The 24550-nt window shown below is 35.9% G+C and carries 26 protein-coding genes and 1 tRNA gene; 3 read left to right on the top strand and 24 right to left on the bottom strand.

The window, feature by feature from the left end; all coding sequences use genetic code 11:
* The first annotated feature begins 143 nt into the window (after positions 1-143).
* Entirely contained in the window at positions 144-1049 is a 906-nt protein-coding gene (locus tag LACWKB10_RS03100; RefSeq protein WP_034978654.1) for a peptidylprolyl isomerase PrsA, read from the top strand.
* A 384-nt stretch (positions 1050-1433) separates the two neighbouring features.
* On the opposite strand, the gene LACWKB10_RS03095 is transcribed toward LACWKB10_RS03100, so the two are convergent.
* From LACWKB10_RS03095 to LACWKB10_RS03070, 8 genes are all read right to left on the bottom strand, one after another.
* Positions 1434-1706, bottom strand: coding sequence for a hypothetical protein (locus LACWKB10_RS03095; protein ID WP_152560553.1), 273 nt, complete (start codon positions 1704-1706; stop codon positions 1434-1436).
* A 140-nt stretch (positions 1707-1846) separates the two neighbouring features.
* Complete coding sequence (locus LACWKB10_RS10300; RefSeq protein ID WP_235191493.1) at positions 1847-2119, bottom strand: ABC transporter ATP-binding protein; 273 nt, start codon at positions 2117-2119, stop codon at positions 1847-1849.
* Positions 2120-2141: 22 nt separating this feature from the next.
* Positions 2142-2630, bottom strand: a complete 489-nt coding sequence (locus tag LACWKB10_RS10295; RefSeq protein ID WP_235191492.1) for an ABC transporter ATP-binding protein — start codon at positions 2628-2630, stop codon at positions 2142-2144.
* Positions 2631-3364: 734 nt separating this feature from the next.
* Positions 3365-3739, bottom strand: coding sequence for a hypothetical protein (locus LACWKB10_RS10290; protein ID WP_235191491.1), 375 nt, complete (start codon positions 3737-3739; stop codon positions 3365-3367).
* Positions 3740-3841: 102 nt separating this feature from the next.
* Complete coding sequence (locus LACWKB10_RS10285) at positions 3842-4276, bottom strand: hypothetical protein (RefSeq protein WP_235191490.1); 435 nt, start codon at positions 4274-4276, stop codon at positions 3842-3844.
* A 316-nt stretch (positions 4277-4592) separates the two neighbouring features.
* Positions 4593-4898, bottom strand: coding sequence for a hypothetical protein (locus LACWKB10_RS03080; RefSeq protein WP_235191489.1), 306 nt, complete (start codon positions 4896-4898; stop codon positions 4593-4595).
* Positions 4898-5227, bottom strand: coding sequence for a replication initiation factor domain-containing protein (locus LACWKB10_RS03075; RefSeq protein WP_052060260.1), 330 nt, complete (start codon positions 5225-5227; stop codon positions 4898-4900). Before LACWKB10_RS03075 ends, LACWKB10_RS03080 begins: the two co-directional genes overlap by 1 nt.
* 522 nt (positions 5228-5749) lie before the next feature.
* Positions 5750-5822, bottom strand: a tRNA-Thr gene (locus LACWKB10_RS03070).
* A gap of 154 nt (positions 5823-5976) precedes the next feature.
* Between LACWKB10_RS03070 and LACWKB10_RS03065 the strand changes: the two genes are divergently transcribed.
* Both LACWKB10_RS03065 and LACWKB10_RS03060 read left to right on the top strand, forming a co-directional pair.
* Positions 5977-6678 (top strand): MgtC/SapB family protein, encoded by a 702-nt coding sequence (locus LACWKB10_RS03065; protein ID WP_034978650.1) that lies wholly within the window; start codon positions 5977-5979, stop codon positions 6676-6678.
* A 117-nt stretch (positions 6679-6795) separates the two neighbouring features.
* Positions 6796-7995, top strand: coding sequence for a DUF2974 domain-containing protein (locus LACWKB10_RS03060; protein ID WP_034978648.1), 1200 nt, complete (start codon positions 6796-6798; stop codon positions 7993-7995).
* A 76-nt stretch (positions 7996-8071) separates the two neighbouring features.
* Here the strand turns inward: LACWKB10_RS03060 and LACWKB10_RS10105 are convergent, their stop codons facing one another.
* The 16 genes from LACWKB10_RS10105 to recF all read right to left on the bottom strand — a co-directional run bounded on the left by LACWKB10_RS10105 (position 8072) and on the right by recF (position 24549).
* A complete protein-coding gene (locus tag LACWKB10_RS10105; protein ID WP_141639294.1) occupies positions 8072-8230 on the bottom strand; it encodes a CsbD family protein in 159 nt (52 codons plus the stop codon).
* Between the two features lie 168 nt (positions 8231-8398).
* The gene (gene dnaB, locus LACWKB10_RS03055; RefSeq protein WP_034978646.1) at positions 8399-9778 is read right to left on the bottom strand and encodes a replicative DNA helicase; all 1380 of its coding nucleotides are present in this window, start codon (positions 9776-9778) and stop codon (positions 8399-8401) included.
* Positions 9779-9814: 36 nt separating this feature from the next.
* Positions 9815-10270, bottom strand: a complete 456-nt coding sequence (rplI, locus tag LACWKB10_RS03050) for a 50S ribosomal protein L9 (RefSeq protein WP_034978644.1) — start codon at positions 10268-10270, stop codon at positions 9815-9817.
* Between the two features lie 12 nt (positions 10271-10282).
* A complete protein-coding gene (locus LACWKB10_RS03045) occupies positions 10283-12304 on the bottom strand; it encodes a DHH family phosphoesterase (RefSeq protein ID WP_034978642.1) in 2022 nt (673 codons plus the stop codon).
* A 262-nt stretch (positions 12305-12566) separates the two neighbouring features.
* Positions 12567-12968, bottom strand: a complete 402-nt coding sequence (locus LACWKB10_RS03040; protein WP_034978640.1) for a PTS sugar transporter subunit IIA — start codon at positions 12966-12968, stop codon at positions 12567-12569.
* A gap of 18 nt (positions 12969-12986) precedes the next feature.
* The gene (locus tag LACWKB10_RS03035; protein ID WP_052060259.1) at positions 12987-13808 is read right to left on the bottom strand and encodes a PTS system mannose/fructose/sorbose family transporter subunit IID; all 822 of its coding nucleotides are present in this window, start codon (positions 13806-13808) and stop codon (positions 12987-12989) included.
* On the bottom strand, positions 13792-14580 hold the full coding sequence (locus tag LACWKB10_RS03030) for a PTS sugar transporter subunit IIC (RefSeq protein ID WP_034978638.1): 789 nt from the start codon (positions 14578-14580) through the stop codon (positions 13792-13794). The genes LACWKB10_RS03035 and LACWKB10_RS03030 overlap by 17 nt, the downstream gene beginning before the upstream one ends.
* Positions 14581-14590: 10 nt before the next feature.
* Positions 14591-15076 carry a PTS sugar transporter subunit IIB gene (locus tag LACWKB10_RS03025; RefSeq protein WP_034978636.1) on the bottom strand — a complete coding sequence of 162 codons (486 nt, stop codon included), beginning with the start codon at positions 15074-15076 and terminating at the stop codon, positions 14591-14593.
* Between the two features lie 153 nt (positions 15077-15229).
* Positions 15230-16198, bottom strand: a complete 969-nt coding sequence (locus tag LACWKB10_RS03020) for an SIS domain-containing protein (protein WP_034978634.1) — start codon at positions 16196-16198, stop codon at positions 15230-15232.
* Positions 16199-16428: 230 nt separating this feature from the next.
* Positions 16429-17145: a GntR family transcriptional regulator gene (locus LACWKB10_RS03015; protein ID WP_034978632.1), complete on the bottom strand. Its 717-nt coding sequence runs from the start codon at positions 17143-17145 to the stop codon at positions 16429-16431.
* Between the two features lie 478 nt (positions 17146-17623).
* Positions 17624-17866 (bottom strand): 30S ribosomal protein S18, encoded by a 243-nt coding sequence (gene rpsR / locus LACWKB10_RS03010; protein ID WP_034978630.1) that lies wholly within the window; start codon positions 17864-17866, stop codon positions 17624-17626.
* Between the two features lie 22 nt (positions 17867-17888).
* Complete coding sequence (ssb, locus tag LACWKB10_RS03005; RefSeq protein WP_034978628.1) at positions 17889-18410, bottom strand: single-stranded DNA-binding protein; 522 nt, start codon at positions 18408-18410, stop codon at positions 17889-17891.
* 54 nt (positions 18411-18464) lie between these two features.
* Positions 18465-18758, bottom strand: coding sequence for a 30S ribosomal protein S6 (rpsF, locus tag LACWKB10_RS03000; RefSeq protein WP_034978626.1), 294 nt, complete (start codon positions 18756-18758; stop codon positions 18465-18467).
* A 201-nt stretch (positions 18759-18959) separates the two neighbouring features.
* Positions 18960-21446, bottom strand: coding sequence for a DNA gyrase subunit A (gene gyrA, locus LACWKB10_RS02995; protein WP_034978625.1), 2487 nt, complete (start codon positions 21444-21446; stop codon positions 18960-18962).
* 9 nt (positions 21447-21455) lie between these two features.
* Complete coding sequence (gene gyrB, locus LACWKB10_RS02990; RefSeq protein ID WP_034978623.1) at positions 21456-23420, bottom strand: DNA topoisomerase (ATP-hydrolyzing) subunit B; 1965 nt, start codon at positions 23418-23420, stop codon at positions 21456-21458.
* The gene (gene recF / locus LACWKB10_RS02985; RefSeq protein WP_034978621.1) at positions 23410-24549 is read right to left on the bottom strand and encodes a DNA replication/repair protein RecF; all 1140 of its coding nucleotides are present in this window, start codon (positions 24547-24549) and stop codon (positions 23410-23412) included. Before recF ends, gyrB begins: the two co-directional genes overlap by 11 nt.
* Position 24550 lies beyond the last annotated feature (1 nt).

Here is a 24550-nt window from a genome sequence, read left to right as displayed (position 1 = left end):
TCTTTACTATTCAATTTTTATCTATATTTGTGAACAAATTTATATTATTTAAGTTATTTTTTATAATTTTATTTAGCAAAAAGTTGCAATTTGTTTTAATATTTTTAATAATTAAATAAAAAATCTTCATTGGAGGAGATATAATGGACAAATTATTAAAAGGGTTAATAACTGCTGTAACTGGTATTTCCTTACTAAGCTTAACAGGCTGTTCAAAATCAAATAATACAGAAGTTGCTCAATATGGAAAAGATAAAAAAATTACGCAACAAGAGTTTTATAAGGAACTCAAGTCAGCTCCTTCAAGTAAAAATATCTTAGCTAATTTGTTAATTTATGATGCTCTAAAGGCCCAATATGGGGAAAAGTTGAATTCTAAAGAAGTTACTCAAGAATACAATAATTATAAAGAACGCTATGGCTCACAATTTGATGAATTTTTAGCACAAAATTCATACACTAAGTCATCTTTTAAGAGAATGATTCAAATTAACCTACTTAGTGAAATTGCATTGAGGTCTCAAATAAAACCCACAAATAAAGAATTAAAAGCAGAGTGGAAAACATATCAACCAAAGATTACTGTGCAGCATATTTTAGTAACCAGTCACTCAATAGCTGAAGAAATTATCAATCAATTAGACAATGGAAAAAGTTTTTCAAGTTTAGCAAAAAAGTATTCTGTAGATAGTTCTACCAGTACTAATGGCGGAAAATTAGCACCTTTTAATCAAGCAAATAAAAATTGGGATTCCACTTTCAAAAATGCCGCATACAAGCTTAAAAATGGTGAATATACCAACACTCCAGTAAAAGTTACTAATGGCTATGAGATAATAAAAATGATTAACCATCCAGCTAAAGGGCGTTTTGAAAACAATAGAGCAGAACTAACAAATAACCTTTATGCCAAATGGGCCGCAAATTCCACTGTTATGAGAAATGTAATCAGCCAAGTTTTGAAAGATCAAAACGTCAAAATTACAGACAAAGATTTAAAATCTGCATTGGATCAATACAAAGGATCCACAAAATCAGGGTTAAATTAGAGCTTAGTTGCTTATAAAATCGAGTTGAACACTTACCAACAATTCAAAGTTTCTTTAAATATCTAATCAATCAGTTCAAATAATAGTGAACTGATTTTTCTTTTTCAAATAACGGTCTTATTATTAGTCGTATAGCATTTGCAAATGATAACAATTTCAATCACAGCTCATTTAAAATGTATAATTATAAATATCATTATATTTATAGTTTAAATGTAATTTGCATATTCACCTATTTTTCACACAATAATGCATTTGGTAGTTCTGCTATTGATATTTACTAAAGCAGGCTATATCAAAACCACAGTATTCTTGGACAACAAAATGCAGGTAGTTCAATTGAACTACCTGTCTTCATCTTGCTATATTTATAATCAATACTACTTAACAAGAAGCATTATTTTTTCTTTTCTTTAAAAAACGAGTTATTGCTGTATATATAGCAATGACCATAACTACAGATACATAAACTGTACCCAACATGATTTCTGTGAACCAAAAATCCTTTATTGCGCTTGCCTCATGGACTCCAAAAATCATAGTGCCAAAACTATAATATGCAGAAAAAAGTGTGATCAAAACCAGTCCGACCACTATAATCAGTAATAAACTTGTTAGCCAATCTAAAAACTTTTTAATAGAATTCAAACTTGTCACACCTTCCATTTCTCTAGAATATATAGCAAATACTTACTTAAAATAGTTTAATTTCAAAGTTTGTTGCTGCTCTTAATTTCGGCTTTGCTTACTAAAATACTTTAATTGTAGCAAAATGCACTTTTTAGACCAAATCGAATTTAGACATAAGCCTCTTTTTGTAAATTATACATATTACGATAATCAGCATTATTCCTGATTAATTTTTCGTGTGTATCAAAGCCCAGAATTCTGCCATTTTGTAAAAAGAGAATCTTATCCGCATATTTCACGGCCGACAAGCGATGTGTTACAAAAATAATTGTTTTATCTTCGTTTTCTCTCAAAAAATGTTGGTAAATTTCATTTTCACTTTTTGCATCCAAAGCCGCAGTAGGTTCATCTAAGAACTCTACTTGAGCATTAGTATACATGGTCCCTTGCAAGTGCTATTCTTTACCACTGTCTTCCTGAAAGTTCTGTACCATTGGCAAATTCCTTATTTAAAATTGCATTTAAGTCGATCTTTTTATCTTTAAGCAATGCTTCTAAACCTGCCTTCTTCAACGCAGCTTTAATTCTTGCGTTACCGCCTGGGCGAAAAACTGCCACATTGTCGGCTAAACTCAACTTAAATTTAGAATAGTCCTGAAAAGTTGCAGATAAATTTTGCCGGTAATTTGCAAGCGTAAATTCACGTAAATCATTACCATTAAGTTCGATTTTTCCCTTACTAGGATCATAAAGACGCAACAATAGTTTTATTAAAGTTGACTTACCTGAACCATTTTCACCCACTACGGCGATTTTTTCACCTTGTTTAATTTTAAAATTCAAATCATGCAAGACTTCATTTTTGGAAAACGGATAGGCAAATGAAACATGCTCTAATTTAATTTGTTTAATCGGTTCCTTTATACGACCATATAATACATGTTCCTGCAATATTCTTTGTCATTCTATCAGATTTATTGTCAACTTTACGCTTATCTTGCTTCATAGTAAGTGACATCAAATAAATTTTCGAGCTACTGGAATTTTTCCAACTAAAACCCACTTTATTCCAAGCCGATATTGCTTTTTTCCAAACAGTCTTATAGTATTTAGATTGTTTGTCGATTAGGTAAGTTGATTCTTTTGAATTAAATCTATAATTACTTGCAGGAGTAATACTTTAGGTCTTTGTCGACATAGATAGGGTTTGCATTCCTAATAAAAATACAGATAAAACTATTATTAAATAAACTTTTATCTTTTTCATTTAATTAACTACCTTTACATAACATAAAATGCAAAGGTATTATATAAAAAAACAATTATAAACACAATGATAAATTTATTCATTATTTCAAGATTTCACGCTGATATTATCTATCACTAACTCCGACATTTCCACATTCCGATCCTCATCTACATGGACATACGTTTTCATAAACATTTTTACTGTATGCCCCATACGACTTGCTGCCCATGGATAACTCATACCCGGAGTATTACCTAATTTTGTTGCTTCCGTATGCCGACACGTATACATACTAATACTTAACCTACCGTTATTTATTCCAACTTTATTACATGATTTTTTTAACATATCATTCATACCATGTTGCACAACTGGATAGCCAAAAGCACATAGCCGATAATCTTTAATATTCAAAGTGATCTATTCATTTTATTAGTCAAATCATGTTCATAGATAAACTTATTCTGACAGTGATAAAACTTATCCAATAACTGAAAAGTGGTTCAGGTAGGGGAAGGGTTAATCTAAATACACCTTTACGTCTACTCTTCAAATGTCCGTTAAATTGCTTTTCTTTTTCATTCCATGAATTATTTATATTAAAGGCTTGATACTTACCGTCCGCCTCTAAATTAGACCATTTTAAACCTTGAATTTCTTGCGGTCGCGTTCCCGTTTCCAGTGCAATCAAAATAGCAATTTTAGTAGTCCAATGACTGACACTACTATTTTTTAGTTGTCGGTAAATTTCTATTTTTAATCTAGTAATTTCGTCGTTAGTAAATATGTACTTCTTAACAGGTAGCTCCATTTCATCACGTCTAAAAAATTTAGATAGTACTTCAATTGGCACTTGATTTGTAGTTAAGCCATAATCTTGTAGTGCGAAGAAAAATACTCGTAAATTTTGTAATTATCGTGCAATCGTACTATGTGGAGCTACCGTTGTTTTATGTATTCTAACGTACTCCCTTGCAAAATCACGTATGTCTTTTTCTTTTACATTACGTATTTTCTTTTTACCAAAATATTGTGAAACTAATTTAACGGTATATTTCCAATTATTGTAAGTTGTAATTGATGACCAGCGTCTAGAATTATATTCTTCTTCAACATAATTATTTAAAGCCTTAGTAAGTGGTTGATTTAAAACATCGTCTGCCAAATTTTGTCTTTTGCGGTAATCTACCCACATTTTTTGTTCAAGCGTCTTAGCTTCGCTCCTACTAGCTGTTTGAGTCACTCTAATTGGAATTGACATTGTCTTACCAGTCTCACTGTCAGTCGATTGTATTCGTACGCGGTACTTACCTTCATTTTTCCCCGATGTGTTTTTTGTAATTGACATTTTTATTTCCTTCAGAAAAGGTGTAACAACTTATTTGCCACACTTAATATTACTTTTGAGTACTTTCAAGTAGCCAATGCTCGACTTCTTCTAGAACATAATATTTTCGCCCATCATTTCCTAGTTGATGGTAGGGGACAGTTTCCACCCCTTTTTAGCACCTTAAAAAAATACGTATAACTGATTCCTAACTTTTGCGCTATTTGCCGCGCATTCAAAAATTGTGTCCCGAACATTACTTTCTACCCCATTTTCCCGAATCCAATTTAATCAATTCTTGTTTTAGCTGCTCCAAATATTTTTTAAAATCACTTTCTTAAACAGCGCTCTTGACTGTTTTAATATCACTTTTTATCTTATCTGAATACTGATAATGTCCTGGTTTATCAACATCTTTCATAAAATAATCAAGAAACATATAAAATTCTTTTAAGTCAGTTGAACCATATATTTCCTTAATTAGCATTAATACTCCAGTTACTCCATTGAATAGAAACCAGTTAACTTTTTTATTCAACGAGGCATCAGTTTGAATACGTTCAAGATTGCTTAATCCTTTTCTCTTAGCTAATTCATGCAAAACTACCCATTCTGAAGAATAAAGCAATCCCTTATCTATCATTATTTCTCCCTATTCTTAACTAACGACCACCGGTCTAATACACAGCTTAATAGACTTGGGTAAATATCATCTGTTTCCATCAAAGCAATTAATTTACCTATTTCCTTAGCCAGACGATGTTTAAATTCTGCTTCAATTCTTATCCAGTCTTTACATTCAATTGAAACAGCTCGATATAGCCCGTCTGATCGTGCTTGTTCAATCTTCTTATTACAAATTCGTAAGAAAGCCTCACTTCTCCTACTACCAACATAAATTGTCTGTGCTTTTTCAGTGCTACCAATAATCTTATAATGCTCTGAACCTATTATGTTTCCTTGCTTATTCAAAAAAATCAGTTCTTTTTTGCTAGACCATCACTTATTCCATTAACTGAAAAGCCATAATCAATTAAATCTATCGCAATATCTATTCTTACAGTGAATTAACCAACAGCATTGTTACTAAAAATGGTTTAGAATTAGTAGATCCTTTAGAAAAAATTTTAGACATTAAAAATGTAAAAATTTACGATATGGAAGGAAATGACATAACAAATACATTTAGTAACTAAGTATTTTTAAGCTTGTAGTTACTTATGCATGAACGATATTTATGCTTTTTACTTTACTTTGCCACATAGATCTACTTCAAGAAAAGCAGTCATATCAACCTTTATGACGTTTGTATTCAGAGATTACCACACAAAATTTCAAATTTTCATCTTGTGTGGCAAATCTTGTGGCTGACCTAAATATTCATAAGTGTTTTTAAAAGTTAACAAACTATGCAAAAATAACAAAAAAGCCCGCTCTCTCAAATTCTTTTGAACCTGGATAACAGACTTAGAAATCTTTCGATTGTTTTCTTAGTGCTGACTAGAGGATTCGAACCTCCGACCTCATCATTACTAATGACGTGCTCTGCCAACTGAGCTAAGTCAGCATTGTCATATATCGACAACGATATTAATTAAAACATATTCTAAAAGTTTACGCAAGCATTTTTTGACTTTTTCCCAGTTTTTGTCATAACTGTCATTTGGCGCGCTTTTTTAAGAGTATAATATAAGAATAGATTTAGAAATGGAGTGGATGTAATGGCAAATTTAGCATCGATTAACGCAGAACTCCCATGGCTATTGAGAATTGTAGTAGCTTCTTTGTGCGGTGCATTGATCGGTTATGAACGTGCGATTCAAAGAAAAAGTGCCGGAGTGCGGACACATATTGTAGTTGCCTTTTCTTCCGCGCTATTTATGATAGTTTCAAAGTATGGTTTTGGCGACTTATTAAAAATGTCAGACGTTGCTTTGGACCCTTCCAGAATTGCTGCGCAAATAGTTTCAGGTATTTCATTTATTGGTGCCGGTACAATTTTAATTAAAAAGCAACAGATTTCCGGTTTGACAACTGCTGCAGGTATCTGGGCAACAGCTGCTATCGGGATGGCGATTGGTTCTGGTTTATACTTTATTGGTATTTTAGCAACTGCCTTGCTCTTTGTTATCCAGATGATGTTTCACGATGATGCCATAATTGATAAAATCATCATGCATATCAGGTTCAACATTCAGATAGAAGCCGTTAATAAGCCTGATATCCTGCACATAATTGAGCAGGAGCTTGAAACAAATCATGTTGAAAATGTTTCCGTAAAAATACTTTTTGTCAGCGACGAAAGAATCATCTTTTTTGTAGATGGTATTATTAACAATAATATTGATGAAAATGATATTATTATGGCTCTGCGCAAGTATCCTGACATCAAGCGCATCAGTTATGCCAGTATAGATAAATAGAGCAAATTACTTTTTAAGCAATAGTTAATTCTATTGTTTTTTTTGCATAATTTTTATCTTAATTGAGCAAACTCACTACAATATTGATATAAACTTTTTTGTGAAAGGAGAATTTATATGGCTGGACCACTTGATTATTTACGCTGGCGTGGTGACTTAAGCTTCTCAGAAAAACCATTCAACAGTGTAGATGCTTCGCTATTGTCATCAATTGTTTATTTGCCAGCTGATAGTTCTGCCACTGGTCATACTTTAGGAGAAGTAGCTGAAAAACTGTATAAGCTGCCCTCTTTTCAACATCAAATGTATGCCGAAACTGCAACCGAGGTTATGTTATTACCAGAAAGTCCTAGAATCGGCAACATTAAAATTCTGGATTGGACTGATAGGCTGGAAAAAGAACCGCATCCCTTGCAATTTACTGCTGTCACCTTTTTTATTGATTCAAATACCATAGCCATTGTCTTTCGGGGAACCGACGGCACCATGATCGGTCTAAATGAAGATATGGGCATGAATTATTTACCGGAAATTTATGGTCAAGAAGTGGCCGCTAAATATCTTACTGAAATTGCACATAAATTTAGTGAACAGCAAATTTATCTCTTAGGTCATTCAAAAGGAGGCAATTTTGCTCAATTTGCTTTAAGTGCAGTTAGCCCTGAAATACAAAAACGGGTAATAAAAGCGATTAGCTTTGACGGGCCGGGCTTTTTCCATAAAGTGTATACGAGCAGTGGCTTTACTGCTTCTATGCCGAAAATGAAAACCTACATCCCTCAAGGCTCAATCTTTGGTGCAATGCTGGATCATCCTGAACAAGTATTGGTTGTTAAAAGTACTGTGCCTATGCGCAACCAACATGATCCGCGCCGCTGGTCAGTAGGGCGCGACAGTTTTACCCTGGCTGACGGGTTATCGTCAGGCAGTCGTGTTATCAGACATGCTCTTATTAATTTTAATAATTCAATCCCTGATCAAGAAAGAAGCGATGCTTTTTCTGATCTTTTCGAGGCATTTGAAAATTACGATATTGATGAATTACACCAGCTAACCAGTAATAAAATAGTAGGAACTTATCGCTTTGGCCGCGCCTTTTTATCCCTGGAATCCGAAGAAAGAAAATTGCTGACACAGGTACTAAGCAACATCTGGAATTCATATAAAAAGAATATGACTCTGCCATTGATGAACAGCAACTATGAACTTTATCCTAAAAGTAATGATTCTAATAAGGCTCCAGTCTTTTATGAATTTTACGATCCGGAACGTCCCAATCTTAAGTTGCCAAAAAGCATCCAGCGTAAATTACGGTAAATTGTTTCATGTGTAACCCAAAAAAGAGGCTGAGAAAACATTTAGTTTTCCAACCTCTTTTTAACTAATTAAATAATTATTTATTCATTTTATCCTTAACGTCATCAACTTTGTCTTTGACGTTTTCAGTAGCTTCTTGAGCTTTGTCTTTGACATCACCGGCAGCTTGTTGAACTTTGCCTTTGACTTCTTTAGCTTTACCAGCTACTTTGTCTTTAAAACCTTTACCAGCCATTTTAATCGGTCCTTTCCCAAAAAATTAGCGAAATTTTTCTATTCACACCTTAATAGTACAATTTAGTAGAAATATTGTCATTAAAAACGACTTATTTTTTGTTAAAATATAGTATAAATCAAAAAGCCATAGTGTTTTTCTTTAAAACACTGTGGCTTTTATTAATTCCTATTCGTTAGGTTGATCATGACTATAATCGAGGTTCGAAAAGCGATTATAGGGTTTAGAAAACATTAATTTCACTGTCCCCCTGCTACCAGAACGGTTCTTTTCAATGATAACTTCCACTTCACCGTTATCATCTTCAGCAGATACCTCTTTATTCTCTTCTCCCTCTTCTTCATCTCGGTAATAATCATCACGGTAAAGAAAGGAGACAATATCGGCATCCTGCTCAATTGAACCTGACTCACGAATATCTGATAAGACTGGTCTTTTATCCTGTCTCTGTTCAACTGAACGTGATAATTGCGATAAGGCAATAACCGGCACATGAAGTTCTTTAGCCAGTTTCTTCAATTGCCGTGAAATAGCAGAAACTTCCTGTTGCCGTGATTCACTGTGCGGACCTTCAATCAACTGCAAGTAATCAATGACAATTAAGCCTAAATTGCCTTTTTCTTTAGCTAGGCGGCGAGATTGCGCCCTGATTTCACTCATCTTAATACCCGGAGTGTCATCAATATAAATATTAGCTGTTGCTAAAGAACCCGATGCCGCAACCAGCTTAGGCCACTCATCTTCGTCCAGTTGGCCAGTCCGCAAGTGCTGCGAATTAATTAAACCTTCTGAAGCCAGCATTCTTTGCACTAATTGTTCTCCGCTCATTTCCAAGGAAAACATTGCCACAGTTTTATCAGTATGCAAACCAACATACTGGGCAACATTAAGCGCAAAGGAAGTCTTTCCCACTCCGGGACGAGCAGCCACAATTACCAGCTCATCATCATGAAAACCCGTAGTCATTTTATCCAGTTCGACAAAACCGGTAGGCAAACCGGTAACCATATTGCCATCTTCAGGAATATTGTTAATTTCATCAATCGTGGAATTAACAATATCCTTGATGTTACGAAAACCATTCGCATTATTTTCCGATGAGACATTCATAATTTCGCTTTCGGCGTTATCTAAAATGTCAGTGACATCATCGGAATCCTGCATTGCAGTCGTAATAATTTTTTGACTGGCAGAAATAAGCCGCCGCAATAATGCTTTGCGGTGTACAATTTTAGCATAATAAGTGACATGAGCAGCCGTCGGAGTCGCCATGGCCAGCTCAGAAACATAAGCAATGCCGCCAATATCATCAAGCTGGTTTTTTTTAGTCAGTTCATCCTGCAGCGTTAACGGATCAATTGCATCCTCACGGTCAGATAAATCAAGCATAGCCTGGAAAACCAACTGATTTGCTCTCTTATAAAAATCATCCGGCTGAACCTCGGCACTGGCATCAGCTATTGCTGCAGGATCTATAAAAATTGCGCCCAGAACCGCTTTTTCTGCTTCATCGTCATGCGGTATCTGCTGTGAGACAATATTATCCATTAATCACGCCCACTTTTTTCAGAATTCAACTAAAGGCTAATCCTGTTCAGTAACATGGACGCGGATTTTGCCTTCTACGCCCTTAAATAACTTAACTGGTACATTGGTGTAGCCCAACGATTTAATTGGTTCAGGCAGATTTAATTTGCGTTTATCAATCTTAATACCAAATTGCTTTTCTAAGCCCTCGACAATTTTTTTACCAGAAATCGAGCCAAATAATCTAGAATCTGAACCGGCTTTAGATTTAAAGTTAACTACTGTTTCATCCTTATCTAGTTCGGTCTTGATTTTTTCAGCTTCAGCTTTTTCAGCTTCATAAGTCGCTTTTTCGTTAGCAGCAACTCTTTCCAAAGTATGCATATTTGCTTTAGTAGCAGCTTTGGCTAATCCCCTCTTAAATAAAAAGTTTTGGGCATAACCATCAGGAACATTTTTAACTTCACCGCGTTTGCCACGGCCTTTAACATCTTTAGTAAAAATAACTTTCATTGTGCTCTCCTTTTATTCATTTTCTTGTTCATAAGTATCTACCGCATCCATCAATTTGGCAAGTGCCTCCTGAACAGATATCCCTTTAATTTGGGTAGCTGCATTAGACAAATGGCCACCACCGCCAAGTTTTTCCATAATTAACTGGACATTAATATCACCCATTGAACGAGCAGATATGCCAATTGTATCTTTATTCCGCCTGGTGATTGCAAAACTGGCTTCAACATTTTCTAAATCAAGAGCCGTATCTGCTGCTTGAGCCGTGATAATAGGATCAATTTCCTTGTCATCTGGACCACATAAAACAGCCATTTTGGGCTTGATCATTTTTAAGCTGCTGACCAAACGAGTACGCTGCAGAAAACTGTCTATATCTTCTTTCAGCAGTTCACTAACACCCATCGTGCTTGCACCGATCGACCGCAAGTAACTGGCAGCATCAAACGTCCGAGTACCAGTACGCAAAGAAAATTCTTTCGAATCAACCGTAATTCCCGCCAGCATTGCCGTAGCATCAAGGTCAGTTAACACGCGCTTGCCGGAACTTGGCTGCTGGTATTCAACCATTTCAGTCACCAGTTCACAGGCTGATGAGGCATAAGGCTCAACATACGTCAGCATTGGATTTTCAGGAAATTCTTCACCGCGACGGTGATGATCAATGACAATAATTCTATCTCTTAACCGATCATATAATTCTTTCGAATAAGTAATAGAGTATTTCGAGTGATCAACCATAACCAACATGGACTTGTCAGTCACTGCTTCCAAGGCATCCCCAGGAGCAATAAAAATATCATTATCTCCCTTTACCTTTTCCATTTTAGCAACTAAACGGCTGACATCATAATTGGTTTTATTAACATCTAAGACAAAATTTGCCTTCACATGATGCAGACGTGCGATTTTAACAACGCCAATGCCACTGCCGATTGAGTCCATGTCAGGGCTGGCATGACCAACTACAAAAACGCGGTCTGCCTCTTTGAACAGCTCACTAATCGCCTGTGAAACCATTCTGGCTCTGACTCTGGTTCTTTTCTCCATCGGATTCGATTTACCACCAAAGAAACGAGCAGCCTTGCCTGGTTGACTGAGAACAACTTGATCACCGCCCCTGCCTAACGCGAGGTCAAGGTTTGACTGTGCTTGATCAGCTAACTCGGTAATCAAGCTGCTGCCAAAAGCAATACCAATTGACAAAGTTAGAGGCGTATTATTACGACTGGTTTCCAAACGCATTTTATCCAAAACAGAAAACTTGTCTTTTTCCATTTTAACCAAATCTTGCATGTGCAGTAACAACAAAAAGTGATCTTCATCAATACGCTTAAGATAGGCATTAAAATTTTTAGCATAATCACTTAAAGTATTCTGAACATATGCACTAGTAGTCGTTAGCTCCTGGTCATGCATTGTTTCGCTTAATTCATCGTAATTATCAATAAAAATCTGGCCAATAGCCAATAATTCGTTGTTGTATCTTTCTTCGATTTTGGCATAACGCGTAATATCAAGTAAATAAACAACACCGAGATTGTCCTGGATAACCATCTCAAATTGATGACCATCCCAATTTACTACATGATTTTCAGCTGTTTTAGCCTTCAATGATTCATCAATTAATTTATCTAGTTCAGGATCAACAGAGGCAATTGTATGTCCAATCAAATCTTCATTTTTTAAATAAAGCTGCAGGTAAGGATTGGCCCACTGAATTTGCCGATCCTCATCATAAAGCAAAATGCCGAGTGGCATTTTAATCATTGCCTCTTGTTCGCTGCGCTTAATCCGGTAAGACAAACTAACAGCAAAATTATTCGCATTGCCAGCTAAGATATATGCACCATAAGCAACACATGCTACAGTCAAAATAAAGATCAAAACCATGGCTAAGCCAAATAAAGGGTTCATGATCATTGCAACAATGCTACCCAAAAGCGATAACGCTAAAATTATAATGACTGAGGCCGTGAGCCTGGAATCTTTAATAAAAGCAGGAAATTCAAGCTTACGTAAAAAATCTTTCATGTAAGGTCCTTCCTAAAATAATGTATAATACATCATTATTATTATACATTGTATTCTCTGGATAAGAAACTAGGCAACTTATACTTAAATATGTCAAAAGGCTATGTTAGCAACACCTTATAGCAATCAATCTTAAGAACAAAAGAAAAAGCAGATAGCTGTATTATCATACTTCTATCTGCTTGTGACGAGAAGTTATCACAACCCTCGAATAAATAGTCCAAGGTTATATTTTTAATTTTTCTTTTATTTGACTATGATACTAAAATTCGTCATCTGGCGAATCTTCGTATTTTGCTTCAATAAACTTTATTCCATTTTTAGCATCGCCAATTAAGTTAGGACTATTTGAAACAAGTTGTGCATTAACATAACTAATAATCATTGGGAGATTCATTCCAGTATAAAGCTCAAATTTGTTTTCTGAGGAAAGCAGTAATTTATAAGCAACATTATAGGGCGTACCACCAAGAATATCAGTAAACACAACAAATTTTTCTAAACTACCTGTCAAATTTAAAAAGCGCGTTTGAAAATGTTCCGGACTCTCGCCTTCTTTTAGATCAATTGTATGAATACTTTTTTGAGGGCCAAGAATCATCTCGGCACCTTCTTTAATACCTTTACAAAAAGTACCATGACTAAGTAAAACCAAATCAGTCACATTAGCCTCCAATTTCAATTATGCTGATAAAATATGTAACCATGTACCAATGATACTGAAAGCAACGATAGTAACCAAAATCCAAGAAACTTTCCATTTCTTTCTAATCATCCATAAAACAATCAGAGTAGCTGCTAAAGGCAACATTGAAGGCACAATTTGGTTTAAGGTACTAACTAAAGAAACAGCTGATTTTCCTGTGCCGATTTTAATCGGTGAATTAACAACCACATAGCTTGGAATCATAGCGCCTACGACCATCATTCCCAAAATTGATGCTTTATTAGAAATATTTTGAATTATGTTAGAATCGCTTACTCTTTGGATAAATTTGGTACCTTGTTCATACCCAATTTTCAGACCAAACCATCTTACTGCGATAGTCACAACATTGTAGGAAGCCATAAACAGAATAGGACCTAAAATGTTTCCGGCTTGACAAAGAGCTAGAGAAATACCCATACAAATAACTCTCCAGGTCGTCAAAAACATTGAGTCTCCAATTGCAGACAAAGGTCCCATAAGACTTACTTTGACGTTGTTAATAATAGCCGGATCAAAGTCAGGATTGGCTTTATTTTCTTCCTCCATAGCAATGGACGTTCCAAGAACTAAGGGTAGCAACACATTAGTAATGTTAAAAAATTGCATATGTCTTTGTAAAGCCTGGGCTTTACCATTTTTATCGTCTTTATATATTACTCGCAGTGATGGAACCATACTAAAAGCATATCCAGTAGCTTCTTGGCGCGTCAATTCCCAAGGAGCATTAGCTGCAAATGACCGCCAAAACGTTGACCACAGAGCCTTGCGCATCTCATTATTAGAAACTTTCATCATCGTCTGTAGCTCCTTTTCCAATCAAATCCATTTGTTGTTTTAATTTTTTCTCGTTATAGTACAAAATCATTACAATAACCAGGCCAAAGATTGCTATTCCTATAATTGGAATTTTCAGGTAGGCAGTCAATGCAAAGCCAAGAATCATGTATGGAACGATGTCCTTGCGCAGCATCTGCTGGATTAGCAAGGCAAATCCAAAGGCAGGTAACAAACCACTAGCAACAACTAGTCCATCTTGAACAAATTGGGGAATGACACTTATTATTTGCTTAGAAAAACCTGTTCCGAAATAATAGGCTAGCATGATGAATAATACTGATGGTAAGAAATTAACTGCAGTACCACCCCAAAAAGCCATTAAACTTAATTTGCGATCTTCAGCTTTTTTGGCATATTCATCCATTTTGTTAACATATAACGGCGCTACAAAAATGTACATAACATTTTGAACAATCAATACCAGCATAGACAAAGGTAATCCAAATGTTAAAGCCGCGGAAATTCCTTTTCCAGTAGATAAAGCAAAAGTAGTACCTAAAACTGAGGCTGATACCATATCTTGAGGAGTAGAGATTCCAACTTCAACAACACCAATGTATGCTAATTCCATCGCTGCTCCAACTTTAATTGCTTCAGGTATATTGCCTAAAACAATGCCGACTAGTGGTGCCAAAGCAATTGGTCTAAAAATCATTGATGCTCCGGTTAAAAAGTATTCACTATACCCAACTAAAGCCACTAAGCCAATTAATAGTGTTTTTACAAGCATTTTTTATCCTCTATTCTGCAGAAAGATCAGTTTCTTTAACTACTTTTATCGACGATGTTGAGACTTGCTGCACTTCAACTTTAACGCCTTGTTCAATTAATTCTTTTAGCTGCTTTTCATCCTTTGAGCTTGTATTAACAGAAGGTGCTAAAATTTTAGTTTCGCTTGTTTCTTTAGTACCGCCTAAATTAAGAACCTTTGGTTTGTTATTCATTTTGCTTATAATTCTGTATGCATCATTAATACTTTCTACTATAATCATTAAATGATACTTGTCTGTTATTCCGCTATTCAAAGATTCAATGCTGCGGTCAATACTTTGCATCACCAACTTACTTCCAGAAGGTTTCGCCATTTTAATTGATGCTTTTCTAATGGGATCTTTTGGTACATCATCATTAGCAATCAGGATACAATCAGCACCTACTGCCCCATACCACGAGACTGCTACCTGACCATGAAGCAATCGGTGATCTACGCGAAAAAGTTTTATCATAATTTTCAGTTACTCCTTTCCTATTAGTAACTTTCATATTTATTGCGATCGCTATGTTGATTTTTTAATTAATTTAGAAAAAGTATCACTATTTTGCCCCATCATTAAGCAGTTGATAAATATTAGCTCTAAAGCGATCGTTTTGGTTTTATTTTAATATTCAACTTTTCCCATATATCTTCTTACTTCCAAAGAATGGTTACGAATATCTGCAAGTCTTGCTCGATATTCACATAGTACTGAGTAGAACAAAATTGGGTTAAAGTATTCAGCAACACTACTATCAATTAAGTCTAATCCTAATTCCTTAGCATCAACTATTTCTATTTTCTCAGCATACTTCTTTAAGAACTTAATTGCTCTTTCATCTAATGGGCGCGTTCTGCCAATACTTTCCATTACAATGTAAGGCTTGTCTTTGTCGGTCACTTCAAAAGGTCCATGGAAGTATTCACCGGAGTGAATAGGAGCTGCATCAAGCCATTGCATTTCCATTAAACTGCAAATAGCAAAGCCGTATGTATGACCGAAAGAAGCTCCGCTACCTAAGATGTAAAACATAGGTTCATGTTGATATTTATCAGCGAATCTCTTGGTACGGTCTTGCACCTGAGTTAAGGCATTAGTAACAATTGTGTCAATTTTATTAAAGCCATCCTCAAATTCAGCCAACTTGTCATACCCCTCTAATTTACCCAAAATTTGAGAAGTAATATCAAGCACTATTGCCATTGGGTTCTTGACAACTTCATTTTCATTGCCCCATTCATAAATAATTTTTTCATCTGAGTATTTTAATAGATCAGCCTTTGGGTTAAATGTTAATCCGATAGTAATTGCGCCTTTTTCTTGGGCTACTTTAGCTGCTTTCACAGATTCAGGAGTATTTCCACTATGTGAGCAAACAAAAACAATGGATTGTGCTCCTATCTTTTTAGGAGTAACATGTACAAATTCATTTGCTGTGTACCACCCAGTTGATAGATTTTCTGCTTCAGATTTTAAGAAATAATATGCTGGATACATGTCTACTAAAGAGCCACCACAAGCAGTGAAATAAACATTACTTATTTTTCCATCGTTGTGCTTTACAACATTTTTTACAATTGTTTTATTATCCATTTTTCCTCCATATTTATAACATCATATGTCGTTATATTTTTACAATTAGATTGTACACGCTTTCAAGAGAAATTGTCAACGACTTTTGAGCATAATTTTGAGATCTAGAGTTTAATCATTAAATAAAAAAGCAGTAAAGAGGCTTTTTTGCATCTATACTGCTTCCTATCAAAAAATTAGCTAAAGACCAAAAAGACCTTTAGTTTACTATTTTTTACACTGCAAATAACTTAAATCATGAATTCATAACGATCTGTTGCTATAAACTCTGTACCAAATTGAATTACCTTTTTATTGTTGTCAAAAACTTGATTTCGTAAATAAAACAACGGAAATCCCACAGAGCGGTTTAGTAATCTTGCTTGCTCTTTATCAGCCAGAACAACACGTAAAATACTTTCAGAATCTTTCAAATTATCTATTCCATAATTATCCTTAAGCACTTGATATAATGAGCCACTTAAATCATAATTTGTTAATCCTTCAAATCTTGGAAGAGGGTAGTAATTACTTTCTATAACCGTTGGGTCATTGTCTAAGTAACAAATTCTAAGAGAATGAATTGCGTAGTCACTATTACATTTTAAGCCGTCTCTTAACTCTGCATTAGTTTTAATTTTTTCCAGTTTTAAAACTTCCATCTTTGGCTTAAAACCATTTTTGATTGCGGTTTTTGAAAAACTTTCAATAGAATTACTTTTTAGTAAACGTTTGACGTGATGTAATTCTCGAACAAAGCTGCCTTTTCCCTGAACCTTTTCCACGATACCATCTGAAACTAATCCATTAACGGCTTCACGTACAGTAATTCGACTTACTCCATAAATCTTTTTTAATTCTTCTTCACTTGGTAATTTTGTATCAATCGGATATATACCTGTAAGAATTTTTTCACGTAAATCTAGCATTACCTTTTGGTACTTAGTTCTTGCTTTATTTTCCATCATAATTCAAACTCTCAATCTAAAAACGGCAAATCTATTAATTCATATAAATTTATCTAAGGTAAACAAAAACTCCCGAGTCTATCGCTATAAACCAAGAAATAATAAAATATTTGGATATGAAAACTGTACTCTTTCGTTTTTCAATTATATCATTTATATTTTTTTGTTTAATACTTCATAATGCTTATAAATTTTATCTTTATGTTGAATAACTTTCAGCTAAACTGAAAACGAACAAATATTTCTATAAACATTACACTATTTATAGTCATTTACTGTTTTTTATATTGTTATTTTAAGATTTGCGTTCTTTATCGGGACATAATTATTTTATACTATTACTAGTTAAAGACAACAAGTATAAATTGATAAAATATCCACGGTTAAAAGAACCATTATATGCAATAACCAGTTTAAGCATAATAAAACCCTTTAGATAGGAAATAGTCCAATCTAAAGGGTTACTTTAGTTTTTATCTTAGTCTTCAGTAACAAATGGCAACAAGCCCATAATGCGAGCTCTTTCAATTGCCTTAGCTACTTTACGTTGATTCTTAGCGCTGGTGCCAGTGACACGACGTGGTAAGATTTTACCTCTTTCAGAGATAAAACGTTTCAACAAATCAACGTCCTTGTAGTCAACGTAATCAATATGGTTGGCAGCAATGTAGTCAACCTTACGACGACGATGAGCGCCGCCGCTTCTTCTTTGTTGAGCCATATCCTAGGTCCTTTCTGTTAATTTAGAATGGTAAATCATCATCAGAAATATCAATGGTATCACCTGAACCTGCAAATGGATCCTGAGTATCGTCTGGTCCATTATTAGCGGAGTTATTCTGGTTAGATGCTCCCATGTTAGGGGTATTATTAGTATTCTGATTACCAAAATTGCCATTATTATTTGGTGTATAACCACCATTTTGACCACGGGCTTCACGATCTTTACGTGATTCAAGCAATGCAAAGTTATCAACGATAACTTCTGTTACATATACTCTTTGCCCATCTTTATTATCGTAACTTCTGGTTTGAATTCGGCCATCAATACCAACAAGTGAACCTTTAGACGTAAAATTACAGAAATTTTCCGCAGCTTTGCGCCAAATGACACAACTGATAAAATCTGCACCTCTCTCGCCTTGTGCGTTTGTATATTGACGATCTACAGCAAGAGTAAACGTAGCAACCGAGATTCCGCTCCCAGTAGTACGCAATTCAGGATCACGTGTTAAACGGCCAACAAGTACAACTCGATTAATCATACTTTAGGTCCTTCCTTTCCTAAATCACGAAAACGATAAAGTTTTTGTTAGTAATTATCCAACTTTAACGGTCATTGAACGTAAAACAGCAGTATCAATCTTGGACAAACGGTCAAATTCGTTAACTGCATCAGCATTATCAGCAGTGAAAGTCATAACGTGATATAATCCCTCACGATATTTATTAATTTCATATGCGAAATGACGCTTTTCCCAGTCTTTTGACTCAACCATCGTACCACCGTTATCAGTAATAACCTTATCATAGTTTTCAACTAATGCCTTTTTTGATTCTTCATCAATGTCAGGCTTGATAATATAAGTTATTTCGTACTTAGTAGTTGTCATACTAGTGCACCTCCTTCTGGACTAAATGGTTCTTGCTAAAAATCAAGAACAAGGAGTAATTTTATTACTCGCAGTCTCTAATTTTAGCACATAAACAAAAAATTACCAAACTATCTTCACGTGATCCAATAAGAAATTTTTATTTCTTACTAGTAAGTACGTAAAATAATCTGATAATTTTTAAAAGTTTTGATTTAGTAATTAATCTTGCTCTTCATCAGTTTCTTCTGAAGCTGCTACTTCCTGGTCTTCTTCAGCAGGAACAATTGCAAGACTTGCAACTTTATTGTTGTCATTAACTTTAATCAAGCGTACACCAAGAGTGCTGCGACCTGTTTGAGAGACGTCATTTGTCTTGAAGCGAATCATGATGCCATCATCAGTGATAACCATAATATCCTGACTGCCATCAATCACTGTTACTCCTGACAATGGACCATTTTTCTCGGTAATATTTGCGGTTTTAATACCTTTACCGCCACGACCCTTTGTTGGATATTCAGAAGCCGCTGTTCTCTTGCCATAACCTTTTTCAGAAATGACCAAAACTTCATCACTATTCTTAACGACCCCAGAACCAACAACATAATCATTTTCGCGCAAATTAATTCCGCGAACACCGGCAGCAGTTCTACCCATAGATCTAACAGTTTTTTCATTAAAGCGTACTGCATAACCTAAGTGAGTGCCGATTAAAATATCCTGACTGCCATCTGTAGCCAAAACGTTATTCAACTCGTCGCCATCGCGCAATGTCAATGCAATTAGGCCGCTATTGCGAATATTGCCGAATTCACTGACATGTGTACGTTTGACCGTTCCCATCTTCGTAATAAAGAACAGGTACTGGTCATCGGCATCTTCAGGAATATTGACGATTGTCTGGATCTTTTCACCCTTTTCCAGTTGCAACAAGTTGACTATTGGCAATCCTTTGGCAGTACGGCCAAATTCTGGAATTTCATAGGCTTTCTTAGAATAAACTTTGCCCTTGTTGGTAAAGAACAGCAACGTATCATGCGTGCTTGAGTAAATTAGGTTGGCAATGAAGTCGCCATCTTTAACGCCCATGCCTTTAATACCTTTGCCGCCACGATTTTGGGTCTTAAATTCAGTAATTGGCATCCGCTTAATGTAGCCACTATGGGTTAAAGTTAGTAAAACATCTTGTTTTTCAATTAAATCTTCATCTTCAATTGAAACAACTTCACTGGCGCCAATTTTAGTCCGCCGATCATCACCAAAGCGCTTTTGAATATCTAACAATTCATTATAAATGATCTCATTAATTCGCTCTGGTTTTGCCAAAATATCTTTATAATCAGCAATCTTGGCTTGTAGTTCTTTGTATTCAGCCTCAACCTTGTCACGTTCCAGTCCGGTTAACCGTACCAGTCTCATGTCTAAAATAGCTTGTGACTGCTTGTCATCAAGACCAAAACGACTGATTAAAGCAGCTTTTGCAATATCACTTGATTGACTCTGACGAATTATATGAACAATTTCGTCAATATGATCAAGAGCAATCTGCAGACCTTCAAGAATATGAGCCCGAGCTTCAGCCTTTTCCAACTCAAACTTAGTTCTGCGAGTAACAACATCTTCTTGGTGTTCCAAGTAATATTGCAACATTTGCTTGAGGCTGAGAAAGTGTGGTGCACCATCGACAATTGCTACCATATTCATGCCAAAATTAGCCTGCATTTGGGTCAGCTTAAACAAGTTATTTAAAACCACACTGGCACTGGCATCACGGCGAATATCAATAGTAATTCTCATCCCCGTTTGATCTGATTCATCACGCACACCGGTAATACCATCAATTGTTTTAGCACGTGCCAAATCAGCAATTTTCTTAACCAGTTCTGCTTTATTGACCAAGTATGGTATTTCAGTGACAACTATTCTTTCACGGCCACTTTTTTCAGTTTCAATATTAGTATTAGCACGAACAACGATATTGCCACGACCAGTTTCATAGGCGCGATAAATGCCACCGCGACCCATGATAGTACCACCTGTAGGAAAATCTGGACCCGGGATTGCTTTCATTAGTTCTTTAGTAGTGACATCAGGATTGTTCATTAGCATGTGCAGGCCCTTAATCACTTCTGATAAATTGTGCGGCGGAATGTTGGTAGTCATACCAACCGCAATACCACTAGTACCGTTAACTAATAAGTTTGGTATTCTAGCCGGCAGAACTACTGGTTCATTTTCAGAATCATCATAATTACGTTGCCAATTAACAGTATTTTTATTGATGTCGCGCAGCATTTCAACTGCAATTTTGCTCATGCGCGCCTCAGTATAACGCATTGCGGCTGGTTCATCACCATCAACTGAACCAAAGTTTCCGTGACCATCTACAAGCATATAGCGGTAGCTGAAATCTTGTGCCATATGAGCCATTGCTAAATAAATTGAGGAATCACCGTGAGGGTGAAACTTACCCATAACTTCCCCAACGATTCTGGCTGATTTTTTGTATGGTTTATCTGGTGTAACTCCTAGTTCACTCATGCCATATAGAATCCGGCGTTGAACCGGCTTCAAGCCATCGCGTACATCGGGTAAAGCCCGTGCTACGATAACGGACATGGCATAATCCAGGAATGAACTATTCATTACGCTGGTCAAATCAACGTTTCTTATTCTGTGATCCTGACCTTGATTGTCGTTATCCATTTAAACCTCCTATGCATCCAAGTTTTCAACGTATTTAGCGTTAGTTTCAATAAAATTGCGCCGCGGTCCTACTTCATTGCCCATAAGCAATTCAAATACCTCATCGGCATTTTTAGCGTATTCCGGACTTACACGGTCGAGTCTTCTATTTTCAGGATTCATGGTTGTATCCCATAGCTGTTCCGGATCCATTTCACCTAGTCCCTTATAGCGCTGTACCAGCGGCTTAGGACTTGGTTGTAAACTACCTAAATAGTCATGCAATTCTTCATCGGTATCTAAGTATCTGACAACCTTGCCCTGACGCACTTGATATAGAGGTGGACGTGCAATATAAACGTAGCCTTTTTCAATCATTGGACGCATGTAATTATAAAAGAGGGTTAAGAGCAAGGTCCGAATATGAGCCCCATCGACATCAGCATCTGTCATAATGATTAACTTATGATAACGAGCCTTAGAAACATCAAAGTCTGCACCAAAACCGGTACCTAAAGCTGTAAAAAGTGAACGAATTTCTTGGTTAGCCAAAATACGATCCATTGAAGCTTTTTCAACGTTCAGAATTTTACCACGGATCGGCAAAATTGCCTGAGTTAATCTTGAACGTCCTTGTTTAGCAGAACCGCCGGCAGAATTACCCTCAACTATGAATAATTCAGAAATGCTAGGATCATTACTGGTGTTGTCAGCCAACTTACCAGGCAGATTGGCAATTTCTAGTCCTGATTTTTTACGTGTAACCTCACGAGCGCGTTTAGCAGCTGTCCGAGCACGTTCAGCTAACTGAGCCTTTTCAACAATTTTGCGACCAACCTGAGGATTTTCCATTAAAAAACGGTTGAAAGTTTCAGAAAAAGCATGATCAACGGCTGTTCGAGCGTCTGAATTGCCTAATTTAGTTTTAGTCTGGCCTTCAAATTGGGGGTTAGGGTGTTTGACAGAAACTACAGCGGTCATTCCTTCCCGAATATCTTCTCCTGAAAGATTATCATCACTGTCTTTTAACAATTTGGTTTTATGGGCATAATCATTAACTACCCGCGTTAAGGCTGTCTTGAACCCTGCCTCATGCATTCCGCCTTCATAAGTATGAATATTATTGGCAAAGGTCATTAACGTTGTTTTATAGCCTTTTGTATATTGCAAAGATACTTCAACGTTAATATCGTTGTCGTTACCTTCTACGTAAATTGGTTCATCGAATAATACTTCTGTGTCACGGTTTAAGAATGACACATATTCCTGAATGCCACCTTCATAGTGGTAAACATCGGTTTCTGCACTATCTTTTCTTTTATCGGTAAAGGTTAATTTCAAGCCTTTGTTTAAAAAAGCCAATTCACGAATTCGGTTTTTGAGAATTTTATCATCAAAAGAAGTAGTTTCAGTAAAAATATCAGGATCTGGGAAAAAGTGTACTATTGTTCCATGTTCAGATAAGGGCACGGTTCCAATCATTTTCATTTCATCAACTACGCGACCACGACTAAAGTCGATAAAATACTTTTTACCATCACGCATTGTTGTAACGTCTAGTTTGGTTGACAAAGCGTTAACGACAGACGCACCAACTCCGTGCAAGCCACCGGATACTTTGTAGCCGCCACCGCCAAATTTACCGCCTGCATGCAGGACAGTAAAAACCGTTTCAAGTGCCGGACGACCGGTTTTCTTTTGAATATCTACCGGAATTCCACGCCCATCATCTTGAACGGTAACACTGCCATCCTCATTGATAGTAACTTCAATCTTGCTGGCAAAGCCTGCTAAGCTTTCATCAATACCATTATCTATTATTTCCCATACTAAATGGTGTAATCCCTGAGAACTGGTTGAGCCAATATACATTCCTGGACGTTTACGAACTGCTTCAAGTCCGCCTAAGACTTGAATCTGACTGGCATTATATTTATCGGCTTCTTTTTCGTATTGCTTAATTTGATTAAGATTTTCTTTGTTATTATCTGCCATGCAATTTCCCCTCTTCTAAATAAATTTGTCCAGATTTTATGCGGTATATTTTCGGCTTTTTAATTATTTCCCAGGAAATACCCTCAAGATCTGTTGTCGTAATAAATGTTTGCGTTTTGCCGTGGATGTAGTTAAGTAGAGCACTTTGACGGTTATGATCAAGCTCGCTCATTACATCATCAAGCAATAATAATGGATATTCGTCAGTTATTTGGTGCACAAGTTGTATTTCTGCTAGTTTGATGCTAAGTGCTATAGTTCTTTGTTGTCCTTGAGAACCATACAAATGTGCATCTTTTCCATCAAGTCCAAATTCAATGTCATCCCTGTGAGGTCCGCTCAATGTCGTACCTTTGAGGATTTCAATCTTTTTATTTTTCTGAAAATTATTTAATACTTTATGGTAAACTTCTTCGACACTGTCTTTTGCAGAAATTTCCTTTACTGATGGTCGATAGGTTACCTCCAATTTTTCTGCACTGGTACTAATATGTGCATATGCATCCCTAGCATATTGGTCTAGGTAATTTAAAAATTGAAAGCGACGAACAATTACTTCTGCAGCAACTCCAGCTAATTGATCAGATAAAACCTCTAAAAACAGGGTATCATGCGTATCACCTTTAGCTAGTTGCTTCAAGTAATTGTTTTTTTGCTGCAAAACCTGTTTATACTTCCCCGCAAAATAGAGGTATTCTGCACTAATTTGACCAAACTCTTGATCCATAAACCGACGTCTTAAATTAGGAGCACCTTTAATCAGGTCTAAATCTTCCGGAGAAAACAAAATAGCATTTAGCTCGCCAACATAATTAGATAATTTTGCTTGTTCAACTCGATTAACCCAAACCTTTTTGCCCTTGGTAGTAATTAAAACCCGCAAGGACAAATCAACTTGACTTTTGTAAATGTGCCCGGAAACATTGGCATAATCTTTGCCAAAAGCAATCAGTTCTTTGTCATTACTAGTTCGATGAGACCGAGTTAAAGCCAAAAAATAAATCGCTTCTAGCAAATTAGTTTTGCCTTGAGCGTTTTGTCCTATAAAAATATTCACATTAGGATCAAAATCAACCTCAAATTGCTGTAAATTGCGGTAATTTTGGGCAATAAAATGCTTGAGATACATT

The sequence above is a fragment of the Lactobacillus sp. wkB10 genome, from assembly GCF_000760615.1.
Taxonomy (GTDB): Bacteria; Bacillota; Bacilli; order Lactobacillales; family Lactobacillaceae; genus Lactobacillus; species Lactobacillus huangpiensis.
This window is presented reverse-complemented; position numbering and strand designations above follow the sequence as displayed.

Bases quoted from the DNA above. Each gene is read 5' to 3' on its own strand.
- LACWKB10_RS03100 (WP_034978654.1), top strand. From the start codon at position 144: ATGGACAAATTATTAAAAGGGTTAATAACTGCTGTAACTGGTATTTCC.
- LACWKB10_RS10300 (WP_235191493.1), bottom strand. From the start codon at position 2,119: ATGTATACTAATGCTCAAGTAGAGTTCTTAGATGAACCTACTGCGGCT.
- LACWKB10_RS10290 (WP_235191491.1), bottom strand. From the start codon at position 3,739: ATGGAGCTACCTGTTAAGAAGTACATATTTACTAACGACGAAATTACT.
- LACWKB10_RS10285 (WP_235191490.1), bottom strand. From the start codon at position 4,276: ATGTCAATTACAAAAAACACATCGGGGAAAAATGAAGGTAAGTACCGC.
- LACWKB10_RS03080 (WP_235191489.1), bottom strand. From the start codon at position 4,898: ATGATAGATAAGGGATTGCTTTATTCTTCAGAATGGGTAGTTTTGCAT.
- LACWKB10_RS03065 (WP_034978650.1), top strand. From the start codon at position 5,977: ATGGCAAATTTAGCATCGATTAACGCAGAACTCCCATGGCTATTGAGA.
- LACWKB10_RS03060 (WP_034978648.1), top strand. From the start codon at position 6,796: ATGGCTGGACCACTTGATTATTTACGCTGGCGTGGTGACTTAAGCTTC.
- LACWKB10_RS10105 (WP_141639294.1), bottom strand. From the start codon at position 8,230: ATGGCTGGTAAAGGTTTTAAAGACAAAGTAGCTGGTAAAGCTAAAGAA.
- dnaB (WP_034978646.1), bottom strand. From the start codon at position 9,778: ATGGATAATATTGTCTCACAGCAGATACCGCATGACGATGAAGCAGAA.
- rplI (WP_034978644.1), bottom strand. From the start codon at position 10,270: ATGAAAGTTATTTTTACTAAAGATGTTAAAGGCCGTGGCAAACGCGGT.
- LACWKB10_RS03045 (WP_034978642.1), bottom strand. From the start codon at position 12,304: ATGAAAGATTTTTTACGTAAGCTTGAATTTCCTGCTTTTATTAAAGAT.
- LACWKB10_RS03035 (WP_052060259.1), bottom strand. From the start codon at position 13,808: ATGATGAAAGTTTCTAATAATGAGATGCGCAAGGCTCTGTGGTCAACG.
- LACWKB10_RS03030 (WP_034978638.1), bottom strand. From the start codon at position 14,580: ATGCTTGTAAAAACACTATTAATTGGCTTAGTGGCTTTAGTTGGGTAT.
- LACWKB10_RS03025 (WP_034978636.1), bottom strand. From the start codon at position 15,076: ATGATAAAACTTTTTCGCGTAGATCACCGATTGCTTCATGGTCAGGTA.
- LACWKB10_RS03020 (WP_034978634.1), bottom strand. From the start codon at position 16,198: ATGGATAATAAAACAATTGTAAAAAATGTTGTAAAGCACAACGATGGA.
- LACWKB10_RS03015 (WP_034978632.1), bottom strand. From the start codon at position 17,145: ATGATGGAAAATAAAGCAAGAACTAAGTACCAAAAGGTAATGCTAGAT.
- rpsR (WP_034978630.1), bottom strand. From the start codon at position 17,866: ATGGCTCAACAAAGAAGAAGCGGCGGCGCTCATCGTCGTCGTAAGGTT.
- ssb (WP_034978628.1), bottom strand. From the start codon at position 18,410: ATGATTAATCGAGTTGTACTTGTTGGCCGTTTAACACGTGATCCTGAA.
- rpsF (WP_034978626.1), bottom strand. From the start codon at position 18,758: ATGACAACTACTAAGTACGAAATAACTTATATTATCAAGCCTGACATT.
- gyrA (WP_034978625.1), bottom strand. From the start codon at position 21,446: ATGGATAACGACAATCAAGGTCAGGATCACAGAATAAGAAACGTTGAT.
- gyrB (WP_034978623.1), bottom strand. From the start codon at position 23,420: ATGGCAGATAATAACAAAGAAAATCTTAATCAAATTAAGCAATACGAA.
- recF (WP_034978621.1), bottom strand. From the start codon at position 24,549: ATGTATCTCAAGCATTTTATTGCCCAAAATTACCGCAATTTACAGCAA.